The sequence below is a fragment of the Methylobacillus methanolivorans genome, assembly GCF_044751345.1.
Lineage (GTDB): Bacteria > Pseudomonadota > Gammaproteobacteria > Burkholderiales > Methylophilaceae > Methylobacillus > Methylobacillus methanolivorans.
The window spans coordinates 504527-520271 of the sequence record NZ_JBIWXY010000001.1; the positions used below are offsets into that span (position 1 = coordinate 504527).

14 protein-coding genes are annotated in these 15745 nt (G+C 53.0%); 8 read left to right on the forward strand and 6 right to left on the reverse strand.

Going from position 1 to position 15745, the window contains the following annotated elements:
• Positions 1-2: 2 nt before the first annotated feature.
• From cyoA to ACIKP9_RS02400, 3 genes are all read right to left on the reverse strand, one after another.
• Positions 3-890: a ubiquinol oxidase subunit II gene (cyoA, locus tag ACIKP9_RS02390; protein ID WP_400878813.1), complete on the reverse strand. Its 888-nt coding sequence runs from the start codon at positions 888-890 to the stop codon at positions 3-5.
• A gap of 415 nt (positions 891-1305) precedes the next feature.
• Complete coding sequence (eco, locus tag ACIKP9_RS02395) at positions 1306-1794, reverse strand: serine protease inhibitor ecotin (protein WP_400878816.1); 489 nt, start codon at positions 1792-1794, stop codon at positions 1306-1308.
• Between the two features lie 344 nt (positions 1795-2138).
• Positions 2139-2495 (reverse strand): hypothetical protein, encoded by a 357-nt coding sequence (locus ACIKP9_RS02400; protein ID WP_230347075.1) that lies wholly within the window; start codon positions 2493-2495, stop codon positions 2139-2141.
• Positions 2496-2795: 300 nt separating this feature from the next.
• On the opposite strand from ACIKP9_RS02400, the gene ACIKP9_RS02405 reads away from it, so the two are divergent.
• Positions 2796-5015 carry a RelA/SpoT family protein gene (locus ACIKP9_RS02405; protein WP_400878819.1) on the forward strand — a complete coding sequence of 740 codons (2220 nt, stop codon included), beginning with the start codon at positions 2796-2798 and terminating at the stop codon, positions 5013-5015.
• 48 nt (positions 5016-5063) lie between these two features.
• Here the strand turns inward: ACIKP9_RS02405 and ACIKP9_RS02410 are convergent, their stop codons facing one another.
• Positions 5064-5690 (reverse strand): DNA-3-methyladenine glycosylase family protein, encoded by a 627-nt coding sequence (locus tag ACIKP9_RS02410; RefSeq protein ID WP_400878822.1) that lies wholly within the window; start codon positions 5688-5690, stop codon positions 5064-5066.
• Positions 5691-5846: 156 nt separating this feature from the next.
• Here ACIKP9_RS02410 and ACIKP9_RS02415 point away from each other — a divergent pair, with 156 nt between their 5' ends.
• From ACIKP9_RS02415 to ACIKP9_RS02430, 4 genes are all read left to right on the forward strand, one after another.
• Positions 5847-6701, forward strand: a complete 855-nt coding sequence (locus ACIKP9_RS02415; protein WP_400878825.1) for a methylated-DNA--[protein]-cysteine S-methyltransferase — start codon at positions 5847-5849, stop codon at positions 6699-6701.
• Positions 6702-6722: 21 nt separating this feature from the next.
• Positions 6723-7367, forward strand: a complete 645-nt coding sequence (alkB, locus tag ACIKP9_RS02420) for a DNA oxidative demethylase AlkB (protein WP_400878828.1) — start codon at positions 6723-6725, stop codon at positions 7365-7367.
• 181 nt (positions 7368-7548) lie between these two features.
• The gene (locus ACIKP9_RS02425) at positions 7549-8247 is read left to right on the forward strand and encodes a glutamine amidotransferase (RefSeq protein ID WP_400878831.1); all 699 of its coding nucleotides are present in this window, start codon (positions 7549-7551) and stop codon (positions 8245-8247) included.
• On the forward strand, positions 8240-8977 hold the full coding sequence (locus tag ACIKP9_RS02430) for a GNAT family N-acetyltransferase (RefSeq protein ID WP_400878833.1): 738 nt from the start codon (positions 8240-8242) through the stop codon (positions 8975-8977). Before ACIKP9_RS02425 ends, ACIKP9_RS02430 begins: the two co-directional genes overlap by 8 nt.
• Here ACIKP9_RS02430 and ACIKP9_RS02435 read toward each other — a convergent pair.
• Both ACIKP9_RS02435 and ACIKP9_RS02440 read right to left on the reverse strand, forming a co-directional pair.
• Positions 8946-9419, reverse strand: a complete 474-nt coding sequence (locus ACIKP9_RS02435; RefSeq protein WP_400878836.1) for an HAD domain-containing protein — start codon at positions 9417-9419, stop codon at positions 8946-8948. The genes ACIKP9_RS02430 and ACIKP9_RS02435 overlap by 32 nt on opposite strands.
• A gap of 133 nt (positions 9420-9552) precedes the next feature.
• Positions 9553-10077 carry a hypothetical protein gene (locus ACIKP9_RS02440; RefSeq protein ID WP_400878838.1) on the reverse strand — a complete coding sequence of 175 codons (525 nt, stop codon included), beginning with the start codon at positions 10075-10077 and terminating at the stop codon, positions 9553-9555.
• Positions 10078-10249: 172 nt separating this feature from the next.
• On the opposite strand from ACIKP9_RS02440, the gene ACIKP9_RS02445 reads away from it, so the two are divergent.
• Genes ACIKP9_RS02445 through ACIKP9_RS02455 form a run of 3 tightly spaced genes read left to right on the forward strand, consistent with a single transcriptional unit; the run spans position 10250 to position 15719 of the window.
• Complete coding sequence (locus ACIKP9_RS02445) at positions 10250-11536, forward strand: TolC family protein (protein ID WP_400878841.1); 1287 nt, start codon at positions 10250-10252, stop codon at positions 11534-11536.
• A complete protein-coding gene (locus tag ACIKP9_RS02450; RefSeq protein ID WP_400878844.1) occupies positions 11533-12630 on the forward strand; it encodes an efflux RND transporter periplasmic adaptor subunit in 1098 nt (365 codons plus the stop codon). Before ACIKP9_RS02445 ends, ACIKP9_RS02450 begins: the two co-directional genes overlap by 4 nt.
• A complete protein-coding gene (locus tag ACIKP9_RS02455) occupies positions 12630-15719 on the forward strand; it encodes an efflux RND transporter permease subunit (protein WP_400878847.1) in 3090 nt (1029 codons plus the stop codon). Before ACIKP9_RS02450 ends, ACIKP9_RS02455 begins: the two co-directional genes overlap by 1 nt.
• Positions 15720-15745 lie beyond the last annotated feature (26 nt).

Below are 15745 nucleotides of genomic sequence, written 5' to 3' on the forward strand. Positions count from 1 at the left end.
TTTTACTCCTTACCCTCCGAGTTTGAGAGCGCATGCGAACCAGTAGAATGGGTGTACTTCGCAACAATGCCGTCATACATGTCGGGCGTGACACTAGAGAAACGCTCAATCGGATTGTTGAAAGAAGCTTTTTTGAGAGCGGTGTACTTGTCAGCATCTAGCGTAGTCGAGGCTTGCTTGACTTGCTGTACCCATTCATCAAATTTTTCTTGCGACGTCACATTGGCATTGAATTTCATGCCGGAGAAGCCGTGGCCGCTATAGTTGGCAGATAAACCGCGATAAACGCCTTCTTCATTGGCGATCAAGTGCAGTGTGTTCTTCATGCCTGCCATGGCGTAGATTTGGCTACCAAGCTGCGGAATGAAGAAAGAGTTCATGACTGAGCCCGAGGTGACTTCAAACCTGACTGGCACATTGGCAGGGAAGGCCAGTTCATTGACAGTGGCAATACCTTGCTCTGGGTAGATGAACAGCCATTTCCAATCCAGCGAAACAACTTGCACCGTCAGGTGTGGTTGCTCGGATTCTATTGGTTGGCGCGGATCCAGGGAGTGAGTGGTTTTCCAGGTGATGGTGCCCAGTACCAGGATGATGATGACGGGAACAGTCCAGACAACAACTTCGATTTTATTGGAGTGCGCCCAATCTGGGGTGTAGGTGGCTTTGGTGTTGGAAGCGCGATAGCGCCAGGCAAATACGATCGTCATGATGATGACCGGAACCACGACAATCAACATCAGTAATATCGCGGTAATGATAAGAGATCGTTCTTCAACTCCTATCTGGCCCTTGGGATCTAGTAGCACAAAGTCACAGCCGCTTAGCAACAATGTGATACCTAGCGTAGACAATAGACTGAAAAGTCTGGGATATCGCTTTTTTATCATTTCAGCATCTCAACATGTAAAAGACATAAAAACCACTGCCACACACCCCTGAACGGCATTGCTGTGCCGTCTCAAGGATACCTATCTCGGCTGGTAAGCCGCCGATATTTGAAATGTCGCTGGTAAGAGACATTTCAGGCGGGTCATCAATTGACCCCATCCATACCACTCAAAGACAGGGGCAATCTTAAGAAGGGAGGAATGTTTCTCCTCATGATTGCCCCTGACTCCTAGGGCAATCTCCTTAACCCTATAGTTTATACGATTAAACGAATTAGGCCCATATCAAATAAGGGCAATCTCCATTCTGGAGGCAGGTTTTGGAGGGCTCTTGATGATAAATGGATGTTTCTGTCGTTTAGTGGAAACAGATTGCGATCGTTTTGCCCGGTGGGCCTGGTGATAGGCGCCGGGGTTATTCTGCTGTAATTGCTTGAAATTCGTGAACCGGTTGCCAGGTGCGGTATCTCAATTCAAACCCTTTGGGGATATAGACCACTACCGGTAGCTTGCTGTTGTAACGCACGATAAAGCCAGTGCCATTGGCGGCAACAAACTTGGTGGTTTCTGTGCTCTGCGGGCAGGCCATGCGGGTGGAAATTGGGCCGCTGATATTTTGCACTTCATAATATGGGTAGCCCCACCCTTGCACGGTATGCTCCACGAGTGATGCGCCAAAACTCTGGCGATTGCAGTCGACCTGCATGGTTTTCCCGACTTGCAATTCCAGTTTGACATCATTTTCTTCTGCTAATGGCGGCAGTTGCAGGACATGGCGCTGAGTCTCAGCTCCAGCTTTTGGGTAGGGGACTTTATCATCAAGCTTGGTGGCATTCGCGCAACCATTGGCGCTGGCAAGTAAGGCGAGGGAAGCGACTATAGTCGTAAGGCGACGTAATGGCATGGCTAAGGTCTCGGCGTGGATGATGCCACTACTTTACCTGTTGAGCCTAAGTTTGATAAGCCGCATGAATCTATAACCATCGCGTTTTAGGGCTGCCTGGATAACTCAATGATTTCCACTACCCAGTAAGCCAGAATGAAAACAAGGATGGCGGCAATGGCGAGGATAAGGCTTTTATGCATGGTTGTACTCCGCAGGGTGCTCAACTAACGTTGCATGATGAGGATTTGGAGTGTATCTAGAATTCGGTAAATCTCCGAAACTAGTGTCGGATAAAGTGACTGTTCAGATACAAAAATGGCGCCATTTCAGGCGCCATCGTGCATGATTCCTGTCAGATATGCTTATACGCGTTCAGGCTGGAATGGCTCCAGTACGCAACGGATTTCCAGCACCTTGGCTTCATTCTCTACGCCTTCCTCCTTGGTAAAACTTACCTTGGTATTGCGTGGAGCGGTGTAGACAATGTTTCCTGCCTGTTTGATCTGTTCGGCAGTGTTTTGCAGGCGGGCAGAGCAGGATTCAATATCGTCATGCACCGATGTTTTAAGCAGGTAGTGGTTTTCTAGGTGGTCGAAAATTGCAATCACTGTGCTCCATTGACCAGGCTGGGGATTAAGCTTGGATACGTCTTCAGCGGCATAGGCCTGTGCGGAAAAGGCACCGATCATGGTCAGCGCGGCAAGAGTACGTTTCATCATGTTAGCTTTCCTTGTAATAGGTTATTCATTTATTGGTTGTTGCACGACTAACTAGACCATCTGTTGCGCAAAAAGTGCCCATGTTGTTCAAACTGCATTCGCTCACATATTCTGTGGATAAGATTGTGGGTGGTATCAGGATTAGCGTCTTAAGTGCTTGTCATGACAATACAAGCTCAAGCTGATCATATTTTCAGCAAGGCTGCATGCGGCTTTCAGGGCAATTGGGAACTTTATGTCGTATAAAAGGTAAAAGAGGGTGCTGGATACAATGTTGGCAATTTGATGACATAATGCGCTATGGTTTTTGTCCCTGATCTCCTCTCTCAAGCCAGCGAGCAAGGGGTACTCGATATCGAGTCCTGGCTTGCCTCGCTAGATAAGCAATTTAGCCCTGAAGATACCGCGCTCATCCGCAAGAGTACGGAATTTGTTGCGCCATGCTATGCCGATAGCCATGAAGTGACTGCCGTGCCAGTGTTGCACCATGTGCTGGGAGTGGCTTCTATCCTCGCGGGCATGGGCATGGATGCCGAGACCATTGCTGCAACCATCCTGCATGCCTGCCCGGAATATCTGCTTGACTGGAAGGAAAAGTTGCAGGAAGCCTTTAACCCACAAGTCGTGGCATTGGTGGAAGGCATTGCTCGCATGGAGGAAATCCAGGGATTCAGCCGCCCCGATATCAGTCACGCCAAGGATAGGAAGAAAGATAGCGAGGCCCAGCAGGCGCAAGTAGAAAGCTTGCGCAAGATGCTGCTGGCTATGGTGGAGGATATCCGCGTAGTGCTTATCAAGCTGGCAGACCGGGTGGAAACTTTGCGTAGCCTGGCTGGCGCATCCGAGGCGGATCAGCAGCGTATTGCCTATGAGGCGAAGACGATTTTTGCCCCGTTGGCTAATCGCTTGGGTATTTGGCATATCAAGTGGGAGTTGGAGGATCTTTCCCTACGTTTTCTTGAGCCGCAGCTATATAAAGAAGTTGCCAAGCTACTGGCGGAGAAGCGCGTCGGGCGTGAGCAATATATCAAGGAGGTACTGGATATATTGCAGGATCAACTGCAGGCTGCCGGGATCAAGGCCGAGATGATGGGCCGTCCCAAGCATATATATAGTATCGTCAACAAGATGCGCCGCAAGCAGCTTTCATTCAACGAGCTGTATGACGTGCGGGCGGTACGTATCCTGGTGGATGACATCAAGGATTGCTATGCCGCACTTGGGTTGATCCATAATCTTTGGCAGCCTATCCCCAAGGAGTTCGACGATTATATTGCGCGCCCCAAGAGCAATAACTACCGCTCCTTGCATACCGTGGTGATTGGGCCGCGTAACTTGCCGCTGGAAATACAGATCCGCACCCATGAGATGCACCATCACTCAGAGCTGGGTGTGGCAGCCCATTGGCGCTACAAGGAAGGCAGCAAGGCTGATAGCAAGTTTGATGACAAGATCGTCTGGTTGCGGCAAATCCTGGAGTGGAAGCAGGATGTCTCGGATGATGGCGGGGCGATTGGCCAATTCAAGAATGAATTGTTTCAGGACAAGGTGTATGTATTGACGCCGCAGGGCAAGGTGGTTGATCTGCCGAGAGGGGCCACGCCTGTGGATTTTGCCTATATCCTGCATACCGATCTCGGGCATCGCACCCGTGGCGCCAAAGTGGATGGCAGCATCGTGCCACTCAATTACAAGCTGCAAAATGGCCAGCGGGTCGAGATTCTTGCAGCGAAGCAGGGTGCGCCCAGTCGCGACTGGCTTAACCCTAATCTCGGCTACCTGCAAAGCGCGCGTGCCCGAGCCAAAGTGCGGCACTGGTTCCGTTACCAGAATTTCGAGGAAGATGTTGCCCAAGGGCGTGCCCGTCTCGATAAAGAGTTGCATCGCCTGGGTGCGGTTGACATCAATCTGGAAAAAATTTCCCAAAAGTTGCATTACCCCAAGCTGGAAGAGCTGCTGGCGGCGATTGGGCGCGGGGAAGTCGGGGAGCACCAGATCACCCAGGCCGTACAAAGCGAACTGCCGGCCAAGCCTGAGCAGGACGTGCCGTTCTTGCTCAAGTCGGGAAGCGATACTGACTCTTCAGGTGTTTTGGTTGAAGGTGTCGGCAACTTGATGACATATATGGCAAAGTGCTGCAAGCCTGCGCCGCCAGATGCGATTGTCGGTTATGTGACCAGGGGGAGGGGAGTGACAATTCATCGCCAGGCTTGCCCCTTCATCAAACGCTTGCCAGAAGAAAAAAATGACCGTTTGCTAGCCACCCAGTGGGGCAATCGTCAGGAAAAATTGGCCGCCGTTGATATTGATATTGAGGCTTATGACCGCCAAGGCCTACTGCGGGACATTAGCGATCTGTTCGCGCGCGAGCGGGTGAATGTGACTCAGGTGAAGACGCAAAGTCGCAATAATCAGGCGAGAATGAGCTTCTCCATTGAGATTGCAGACCTGGATCAATTGACCAAGCTATTGACCTTGTTGCGCCAGGTACCCAGTGTCAACGTGGCAAAACGCCATTAAGCTTTTCTTGATTAATTTTTTCTTGCACCTGCTTTTGAGTCAGCCTTTTTAGTCAGCAGTGGTGTAGTCACGCGGCACCTGCCAGAGATACCAGGCAGCAGTGCTGCGGTATGGACGCCATGCCAAACCGATCTCTTTCAGGCTACGTGCAGTAGGGGCGGTGCTCAGGCCTTTCATGCGGCGATATCCTTCCCTGACGCCAAGATCGTTAACCGGCAGAATGTCCGGACGGCCCAGGGTATGCATCTGCATCATTTCTACTGTCCAACGGCCGATGCCGGGCAATGTCGTAAGTTGGGCGATCAGTGCTTCATCATCCATCGCGAGAGCCGTTACATAATCTGGAATGTTCCCCGCAAGGGAGGCCTCAGCCAGATTGATCATGTAGCTGATCTTGCGACCAGAAAACCCGCACGCCCGTAAATCTGCAATATCACTCGCGAGCAGCGCGGCAGGCTCGGGGAATTGACCGCCGTACAAGGCGAGTAGCCTGCCGAGTATGGCAGCGGCAGCTTTACCATGTAATTGCTGATAAGCCACCGCCCTGATCAGGGCTTCATAAGGTTCCTGTTGCGCCGGCGTGCTGTCAGATTTTGGCCCTATCAGCTTGATCAGTCTGGCCCAATCGGTATCTATAGCTGCGAGGAACTGGCTGGCTTGAATTGAAGATGACATTGCGAATATCCATGAAAAAGTGTTGATAAAGCCGCAGGATAGCGCGCTTTTTAGCGTCTTTGACAAGATAAATGCAATAGCAAGAAACGCGAAGCTTAGCCCGTATTAGTTTTGCTAGACTGCTGGCATAAAGAGAAAGCGTGAGCGAAATATCACATGCAAGATGACACGACAGCAATGAACTCAGATACCAAGCCAATGCTTCATGCGGACATGATTGCTGAGGCATGCAGGTTATTGGATGAGAATCCAGCGATGCTGTTGAGCCAGCTGGCGGGATATGTGGGTCTCAGCCAATTTCATTTTCATCGGGTATTCAAGGCCACAATGGGCCTGACGCCCAAGCAATATGCCAACGCCGTGCGCATGCGTAAGGCCAGGGAAAGTTTGCAACAAGGAGTGAGCGTGACGGAAGCCATCTATGAATCAGGGTTCAATACCGCTAGCCGCTTCTATGCCCAGGCAGAAGGTGCCATGGGGATGACGCCATCCAGCTACAAGCAAGGCGGGGCGGGGCAGGCGTTGCATTATGGCTTTGCCAGTTGTAGCTTGGGGAAGTTGATTGTGGCGGTGACCGCCAAGGGCATTGCCGCTATTTTACTAGGTGATAGCACCGAGGCATTGTTGACTGATTTGCGAGCCATGTTTCCGCGCGCTGAATTGCTACCTGGGGAGAATGGGTTCTATACATTGTTGGCCGAGGTGGTCACGCTGATAGACGAGCCCAGCCATGTGATGGCACTGCCTCTCGATATTCAGGGCACGGTGTTTCAGCAGCGGGTTTGGACACTATTGCGTAGCATTCCCCCAGGCCAAACCCTCAGTTACAGCGAGCTTGCACAACAGCTGGGAGCACCGCGTGCCGTACGCGCAGTGGCCAGCGCCTGTGCCGCCAACAAGCTGGCTGTCGCAATCCCTTGCCATCGTGTAGTACGCACTGATGGCAAGTTGGCGGGATATCGTTGGGGTCTGCACCGTAAGCAGGCCTTGCTGGACAAAGAGTCTCAATAAGCCGATATCAGGGCGAGCAATATGCATGACGATCTGTTTAGCCATCTGACTTCCACACCCGAGCCATTCGTGCCGGGCGCTTACCTGCTGCGTGACTTTGTTGGCCAGCAAGACCAGCCATTGCTGCATGACCTGCAACGGATACTGGCGCAAGCCCCGTGGCGCCATATGCAGACACCAGGCGGCTTGACGATGTCGGTTGCCATGAGCAATTGTGGAAAGTTGGGTTGGGTGTCTGACCGCCGAGGTTATCGATATGCAAGCTTAGACCCGTTATCCGGCCTGCCGTGGCCGAAGATGCCGCCATCTTTTGAGGCGTTGGCTCAATCTGCAGCTGCTGTTGCGGGTTGTGAGCAGTTTCAGCCTGATGCGTGCCTGATCAATCGCTATGAATCTGGCACCAAGCTCAGTTTGCATCAAGACAAGGATGAGCGGGATTTCTCGCAACCTATCGTCTCCGTGTCGCTGGGGGTGGCCGCCATATTCCTGTTCGGCGGATTAAAGCGCAGTGATCCGGTATTACGCACTGAGTTAACGCATGGCGATGTCGTGGTATGGGGTGGCCCCAGCAGGCTTCGTTATCACGGCATTGCGCCGCTTAAACCCGAGGAGCATCCATTGATGGGGCGGGTGCGTATCAACCTGACTTTTCGTGCGGCAGGCTAACGGCCTGTTGCTCACTGAATACCCGAAGTCATGTGGTGCTAGCGAACTGATTTATTCAGGCGATGATAGGCGTTAAGCCTCTATCGTTGAGGCTGAGTTTGTTGTTAAATGCAGCCATTGTGCTCCAGCATGCTGCACTGACAGCCTCATTACAAGCCGCCGCCATTACAAGGAAGATGTTATGAAAACCGCGATTGCCTTGCGCCACATTGCATTTGAGGATCTCGATGGTATTGCACCATTACTTACTCGTGCTGGCTATGATGTGCATTACATTGATACGCCTAATGCTAGTGGTAACGAGTTGAAGCAAGCGCGAGATGCCGATTTGCTCGTCGTGTTGGGCGGGCCGATCGGTGTATACCAGACGACGGATTATCCTTTTCTACAGCCCGTGATCGACCTGACGGAGGAGCGCTTGCAGCATGGCAAGCCTACCTTGGGGATATGCCTAGGGGCGCAGATCATGGCGCGGGCATTGGGGGCAAAGGTGTATGCTGGAGAGGCAGGTAAGGAGATCGGCTGGAGTCCGTTGACGTTGACACCGGAAGGTCATGAGTCGCCACTGGCACCGTTGGGGCAAGGGGATGCGGTGCTGCATTGGCATGGCGATACTTTTAATTTGCCGCAAGGTGCGGTCAGGCTGGCTTCTTCTGCGCTATATCCCAACCAGGCTTTTGCTTATGGCAAGCATGGGCTGGCTTTGCAATTCCATATCGAGGTGACGGCTGAAGGCCTGGAGCGCTGGTATGTTGGGCATGTAGGCGAGTTGAGCGGATTCTCTGTGCCCGAATTACGACAGCAGGGGCAGATGCTGGCGCCACGCTTGGCACCTAAGCTAGATCAGGTGATATCGCAATGGTTGAGCCAATGTGCTTAAGCAGATGAACCAGCGCATGAATGAATATGGCCAGCCCATTGGGGAGGCCCTGCCAAACTGGGTGTCGCCACCATTTCCTCCTCATGTGATCTTGCAGGGGCAGTATTGCAGGCTGGAGCCTATCGCTGATCGCCATGCAGATAGCCTGTTTGCTGCTTACCAGCAGGCCCCTGATCATCGTGACTGGACGTATATCCCGTTGGAGCGCCCAGAAGGTCTTGCACAGTTTCGCCAATATGTAGCGTCATTGGCCGCATCGGTGGACCCACAGCATTATGCGATCATCGACCCTGCAAGTTCTCAGCCACTGGGGACATTGGCCCTCATGCGGATCATGCCTGCGGTAGGCTCAGTCGAGGTTGGCTTTGTTATCTATTCTCCACTGCTGCAGCGTTCCACCATGGCAACTGAGGCCCAGTTTCTGCTGATGCAGTATGCCTTTGACACGCTGGGTTACCGACGTTATGAATGGAAGTGCGATAGCCTGAATAGCCCATCCCGCAAGGCGGCTTTACGGTTGGGTTTTCAGTTTGAGGGCATTTTCAGGCAGGCAGTGGTGTACAAAGGGCGTAATCGAGATACCGCCTGGTTCTCCATCATCGATCGCGATTGGCCAATGTTATCGCAGGCTTATCAACAATGGCTTGCACCTGATAATTTTGATGCAGTTGGCAAGCAGCGGCAGCATTTGCAAGATTTTATGCCGCTGCGTAACGCGCTTGAGGCATAAAGTCCTGGTTTGATGGCTGCATGAGCAAGCGCCGTTTGATGTGGGTGAGTGAGTCCAGGTTTTGCTCGGTCAAGCCCAATAGTGGATTGCATTTAACCAAGCGATTAAACCGCTCGGGAAACACGCCATCATCCAATACCAACCATTCTTGGTCGCGACTGCAGTGTTGCAGCCAATCGAATATTTCCGTCAAGCGCCAGTAATCGTCATTGGCCTGCTGGCGTACCGTTGGGGTGACACCCACAATTCTGGGCTGAATATCCTGGCTGAATAGTTGCTGTAACTCAGTCATGCCCATGTGGTGACGCCACTTGCTGCTGATGACGATATCAACATCGGGGTGCTGCCTGAGCCATTGCTCAAGCAGGCCCAGCTTGGTGAAAATGGGCTGACGGTTTCCTGTGGTGTGCAATACACCATCGAAGCTGAGAAAAAGGATCATCCTGGTCTCATGATGCTACCTTTTCAGGCGGGATCATTGTATTAAATGGATGCGAGAAATATATCGGGTAAATGTGATCTCAATATGACAGTGGGCGACAAAGTACAAATGGCCCGTTAAGGGCCATTTGTACTTATTGAAGTTCGTTCAGTTTGCCGAGTTCTTTGATGAACTCCGTAATGTTATTCTGGATGGATTTTTCATTGGCGATTCTCAGGCGAGCGATTGCAACCGCAGCATCGGAGAAAGTTGCAGTGCCAGTTGCCTTGATAGGTAAGATCTTTTCAAAACCATCCTTGTAAACGCGGTAATTAACATTGGATACCACGTCAAATGTGAGCCCTACAAGTGGTTGGTCCAAGGAGACGAGGTTGGCATCAATCTTATATTGACCAGCTTGTGAGTCCACTGCGGTTAAGCCTGCGATTGCCAAGGATTCCTTTAACGCACTTTCAAAATTCTCTTGGCTGACTTGTGACGTCCACATTGGGTTTGTTGCTTTGCCACCTGTCACAGAAGCAACCGTAAATTTCCCCTTTTGAGCTGGATTGGTATATTGAGTGACTGTTGGTGAAATAAGCATACCTTCTTTGGTTGCTGGAGATGCGCAACCGGTTGCTGCAACAACGAGTAATGCAAGAACAATATTATTTTTCACTTTATTAACACACCCTTGAGTTATCAGTTGTGATGCAAATGCATCGCATTATATTTTATTGTATATCCAGCCTCATGTCCTGATGTAATGCGGTTGTTAGCTAGATTGGTCAGCTTTTTGTCAGCTAATCTTAAGGTTGGTGTATGGCCCCGCTACTTACACTCAAGGCATCATGCAGAAAAGATGCCATCGTTTGCTTTGCCTGGCCTTGCTCTGGTCGATATCCTTATGGGGTACTGGACTAAGGCTAGGGTGGGCAGCAGAACCTGAAGCACTGACTTTGCGTCAGCTTGCACAGGAGTTGCGAGCGCGTAACCCCCAATTTGTACAAGCAGAGCAGGAGCGGGCGCAGATTGAGGCGCGTATTCCGCAGGCGCTGGCTTGGGATCAGCCCATGATAGGCATGGAGCAAACGCCTATGCCGCGTAGCCCGCTCAATATCAATGGTTCGCAAGGCATGAGTTACCGCCTGACGCAGACCATGTCCTTCCCTGGGAAAAAGCGCTTGGCGGCAGATATCCTCGAAGCCGAGGCGGGCAGTGCGGGGGCCCAGATTGACGGCTTGTACGTGGATTTGCTCGCAGAGCTGAAGCGCCAGTATTACCAGTTGCTGGCCTTGCAGCAACAAGCCGCGATTAACCACAATACCCTGGAGCGCCTCAACCAGATCAAGCAGGTCGCCAAGGTGCGTTATGCCAACAATGCGGCGGCATTTGTTGATTACATGAATGCCCAGGTAGCGCACGGTAGCGCCGAAAATGATGTCTACCAAACCCAGCGCCAGATCGAGCAAACCCAGCAGGCGCTGAATACATTGATCGGGCGCAGCCCAGCCCAACCCTTGGCAGTTGCAGTAGAGCCATTGCTTGACTTGAACCTGCCATCCCTTGCCGAGCTGACGCAGCAAGCCCATGGCTTGCACCCCAATTTGCGCGATTCTGCCTATCGACTGCAAGCTGCCCGCAAGAGCCTGGACCTTGCGAAGAAAGCCTATTACCCGGATGTGCAGGTCATCCTCACCAAGAATAGCAACCATCCGCCTTATGGTCTCGCTGGCAACGAATACGGCGTGGAAGTCGATTTGATCTTACCGACCTGGTTTTTCGAGCGCGAAAAAGCCGGGGTGAGTGAAGCCAATGCAGGCGTGATTTCTGCACAGGCTGGTGCTGAGCTGGCCTGGCGTCAAGTGCAATTAAGCATTGCCAATGCCTATAGCCAGTTGCAACAGGTGATCAAGGAAAAGGAGCTGTTGCAGCAGCGCCGCATGCCAGAGGCACAAGCGGCTTACCGCCTGGCGCTGAATACCTACGCAAATAATGCGGGTGATTTCAACGGCCTGTTGCTGGCCCAGCAAAACCTACGCGACACCGAGCTTTCAGCCGCCTGGGTTGATAGTGCATCACAACAAGCCAAGGCCGCGCTGGATGCCGCTATCGGCCTGGGAATGGAATCACCATGAGAAAACTGCTGTTGCCATTGATTTTTATCCTCGGGATCGCTTTAGGGGGCTGGCTGGTGCCACTCACCTACAACACTTCGCATGCGCCTGAAGCGGTGACGCCGGTGCCGCAAAAGCCAGAAGTATTGAGCGCAGACAAGGTAGCCGCAGATTTCTTTGCCAGTGCCTTGCCTGAGCAGCGGGAGATTGATGACGTGGTGCCATTGATGGGGCGGCTGTCATTCAATGCTGAAAAGATACACCTGGTATCAGCACGGATTGCAGGCAGGCTGGATCGCATTCTGGTATTCGAGGGGGCACAGGTGCGTCAGGGGCAGCCGCTGGCTGCGCTGTACAGCCCTGAATATATTTCAGTGCAGAACGAGTTGCTGCTGGCACGCAATACCTGGCGCACTTTGCAGGCAAGTAAAGCAACGCAGGAGCTGGCGCAGGATGCAGAATCCACACTGCAATCGGCGCGTGAGCGCATGCGGGTGATGGGCGCCTCCGAGCAGGATGTGGCGGCACTGGAGCAGAGCGGGCGCGTGAATGAACATTTGCTGTTGCGAGCACCGATGAGCGGTGTCGTCACGCAACGTAACCTTGATCCCGGCGCTTTCATCAATTTGGGTGATAGTTTCATGTCACTCGCCGATACTGCCACGCTGTGGTTTTTCGGCAACGTCTATGAACAGGATTACCAGCGCATTCGCCAGGGGCAATCATTGCAACTGCATGTGCAGGCACTGCCGGGCAAGGTCTATCACGCAAAGGTGGATATCCTCTCGCCCACGCTGGATGTGGAAACCAACACGCTGCGCGTACGTTGCCTGGTGGTCAACGATGGCACTTTGCGTCCGGATTTGTTTGCTACCGCCAGCTTGAGTGTTGGCAAGCAGCTAGCTTTGCTGGTGCCTGTGGATGCGGTGGTGCGCTCGCAACAGGTGGATTACCTGATCATCGAAACAGCGGATGGGAATTATCGCAAGCGTCAGGTGAGCATCAAGCCGTATCAGGAAAACCTGGTGGCGGTGACCGTGGGCTTGTCTGCCGATGAGAAAGTAGTGATTCGCGGCGCAACCCTGCTTAACCAGAAACTCTCGGGAGCGATGTAATGCAGGCAACGGGCGCATTCATCGCGGGCGTATTGCGCCGGCGCTTGCTGATACTCGGGCTGTCACTTGGTTTGCTGGTGCTGGGGTATGTCAGCTTTACCAAGCTGCCTATCGAGCCTTACCCGAATATATCGCCGCTTAACGTGCAGGTGATTACCCAATGGCAGGGGCGTGGCACCAATGAGGTGGAACGGCAGATCACCGTGCCGGTAGAAACAGCATTGGCTAATTTGCCCAAGCTCAAGACATTCCGTTCAGTGTCGCTGTTCGGGTTATCAGTGGTGACGCTGCAATTCGAGGATGGCACCGATTCCTTCACTGCGCGGCAAAACGTGCAGCTTCATCTGGATAGCGCCGAACTGCCGGATGGGGTGCAGAGTGAGCTAAGCCCAGATGCCGATGCGCTGGGGGAAGTGCTGCGTTATCGCGTTGCCTCGGAAAGCGGCGACGATGTCATGGTGCTCAAATCCTTTCAGGATTGGGAAATTTATCGCCAGCTGAAAACGGTGCCTGGCATTGCCGACATCAATAGTTTTGGTGGCCCGACCAAGCAATATCAGGTGCTGCCGGATATACGCAAGCTGCAATCCTACAATATCTCGCTCAACGAGCTGGTCGAAGCCTTGAGCAATGCCAATGCCAACGCTGGTGGCGGCAACCTGAGGGCAGGGGAGCAGCAGTATGTGGTGCGCGGCATTGGCCTGATCAAGACCCTGCAGGATGTACGCAATATCGCGATTGTCTCGCGTAATGGCCTACCTGTTCGCGTGGGTGATGTAGCGCGCGTCGAGTTTGGCTTCGCGCCCAGGCTGGGCGTGGTGCAGTACAACGACGACCCGGATGCTGTCGAGGGCATAGTGCTCATGCGGCGCGGCGGCAATGCCTCGGAAATGCTGGAGCGGGTTCACAATAAAGTGGATGAAATCAACCGTGGTGGCATTCTGCCGCAAGGCATCAAGCTTGAACCTTTCTACGATAGGCAGGAGCTGCTCGACCTGACGATGGGTACGGTGCACCACACCTTGCTGTTTGGCATGGCGCTGGTCTTGATCGTGTTGTTCGTGTTTCTTGGAAGCTTCCGCGCCGCGCTGGCAGTGGCCTTGGTGATTCCGCTGGCGTTGAGTGCTTCTTTTGCCGGCATGGTGCTCGCTATCCCGGCCAACCTCATTTCGCTAGGGGCGATTGATTTTGGCCTGATTGTAGATGCTGCCGTGATCGTGATTGAAAACATCATGCGCCGTATGGAAAATGGCACTAGCAACCTGCGCCAGACCATTGTTGCAGCAGCGGCAGAAGTGCAGCGACCGATGATTTTCTCCACCATGATCATCATCATGGCTTATGCGCCCTTGTTTATCATGGGCGGTGTGGAGGGCAAGATTTTCCACCCTATGGCTTATACCATGGGCCTGGCTTTGCTTGCCTCCATGGTCTTGAGCCTGACCTTCATTCCCTCCGCGGCATCCTTCCTCTTCAAGCCCGATCAACTTGAGCATCGCCCTGGCATGATCAATGTGCTGATCAAGCTTTATCGACCCTTACTGGCAAAGCTGCTCCGCAATCCAGCCCTGGTGGCTGTGGCGGCCTTGCTGGCTTTTTCTATCGCCTTGTTCGGTGCAAGCCGACTGGGTACCAGCTTCCTGCCAACGCTGGAAGAGAACAATCTCTGGTTGCGCATCAGTTTGCCTAATACAGTTGACCTGCATTATTCCTCTGACTTTGCCACCAAGGTACGCGGCTATCTGCTCAAGCAACCTGAGGTGAAAACGGTGGTGGCGCAGATCGGTCGGCCAGATGATGGTACTGATGCCACCGGTGTATTCAACGTCGAGTTTGGCGTCTACCTCAAAAAGCCCGAGCTGTGGCCGCAAGGCGTCACACGCCTGGACCTTATCCGCCGGGTGGAGGGCTATTTGCAGGAAATCCCCGGCATTGAGTACAACTTCTCGCAATATATCCAGGATAACGTCGCCGAGGCTTTGTCTGGAGTGAAGGGGGAGAACTCAGTCAAGATTTTTGGTGATGATCTGGAAGTGCTGCATGCCAAGGCCCTGCAAGTGCAGGCTATCCTGCAAGGTATAGAGGGCATGACAGATGTTGGTATCTTCCGCGAGCTGGGCCAGCCCACCATGAACATCCGTGTCGATCGCGAGGCCAGCGCACGTTTTGGCCTCAATGTCGCCGATGTGCAGGCGCTGGTGGTACATGCCATTGGTGGCAACCCGATCAGTAAGGTGCTGGAAGGCGAGCGTACCTTTGACCTGGCCTTGCGCTTCCCTGAAGGTCAGCGCAACCGCCTTGATCTGATCCAGCGCTTGTTTGTCGATACGCCTGATGGTCAGCGTATTCCGCTCTCGATGGTGGCGCAGGTGGAGCTGAGTGATGGGCCATTCTTTATTTATCGCGAATCCGGGCGGCGTTTTATTGCCATCCGCTTTGGCGTGCGTGATCGCGACCTGGGCAGCGCCGCTGCCGAAGCGCAGAAGCTGGTGAGCGAGCAGGTTGAGCTGCCACGTGGTTACCGCACGCAATGGGATGGGCAATTTAACCAGATGAAGGAGGCACACAAGAAGCTGGCGATCATTGTGCCGCTTACTCTGCTTGCGATCTTCATCATGCTGTATTCGGCTTTTGGCTCGGCCAAGGATGCCAGCTTGGTGCTGCTCAACGTGCCATTCGCCACCATCGGTGGCATTGCCGCGCTCTATCTGGCAGGTGAGGAGCTATCGATCTCCGCAGGCATTGGCTTCTTGTCGCTGTTCGGCATTGCCATTCAGGATGGGGTGATTCTCATCTCCTATATCAAGAGTTTGTATAATCAGGGTGAGCATGCGCTGGAAGAGGCGATTCTAGAAGGTGCATCCATGCGTTTGCGCCCGGTATTGATGACTGCCATGCTTGCAGGCTTGGGCTTATTGCCCGCAGCTTTGTCGCAAGCCATCGGTTCGCAGGCACAGCGTCCACTGGCACTGGTGATTGTCGGCGGCATGGTGACTACTACTTTCCTGACCCTGTTGGTGCTACCAGTGATCTTTGGCTGGATTTATCGCCATTATCCCAAGAGCGTGAGCACCCAGAGCGCGTACTAGTGTCTGTTAATATTCACCACTCATTG

Bases quoted from the DNA above. Each gene is read 5' to 3' on its own strand.
- cyoA (WP_400878813.1), bottom strand. From the start codon at position 890: ATGATAAAAAAGCGATATCCCAGACTTTTCAGTCTATTGTCTACGCTA.
- eco (WP_400878816.1), bottom strand. From the start codon at position 1,794: ATGCCATTACGTCGCCTTACGACTATAGTCGCTTCCCTCGCCTTACTT.
- ACIKP9_RS02400 (WP_230347075.1), bottom strand. From the start codon at position 2,495: ATGATGAAACGTACTCTTGCCGCGCTGACCATGATCGGTGCCTTTTCC.
- ACIKP9_RS02405 (WP_400878819.1), top strand. From the start codon at position 2,796: ATGGTTTTTGTCCCTGATCTCCTCTCTCAAGCCAGCGAGCAAGGGGTA.
- ACIKP9_RS02410 (WP_400878822.1), bottom strand. From the start codon at position 5,690: ATGTCATCTTCAATTCAAGCCAGCCAGTTCCTCGCAGCTATAGATACC.
- ACIKP9_RS02415 (WP_400878825.1), top strand. From the start codon at position 5,847: ATGCAAGATGACACGACAGCAATGAACTCAGATACCAAGCCAATGCTT.
- alkB (WP_400878828.1), top strand. From the start codon at position 6,723: ATGCATGACGATCTGTTTAGCCATCTGACTTCCACACCCGAGCCATTC.
- ACIKP9_RS02425 (WP_400878831.1), top strand. From the start codon at position 7,549: ATGAAAACCGCGATTGCCTTGCGCCACATTGCATTTGAGGATCTCGAT.
- ACIKP9_RS02435 (WP_400878836.1), bottom strand. From the start codon at position 9,419: ATGATCCTTTTTCTCAGCTTCGATGGTGTATTGCACACCACAGGAAAC.
- ACIKP9_RS02445 (WP_400878841.1), top strand. From the start codon at position 10,250: ATGCAGAAAAGATGCCATCGTTTGCTTTGCCTGGCCTTGCTCTGGTCG.
- ACIKP9_RS02450 (WP_400878844.1), top strand. From the start codon at position 11,533: ATGAGAAAACTGCTGTTGCCATTGATTTTTATCCTCGGGATCGCTTTA.
- ACIKP9_RS02455 (WP_400878847.1), top strand. From the start codon at position 12,630: ATGCAGGCAACGGGCGCATTCATCGCGGGCGTATTGCGCCGGCGCTTG.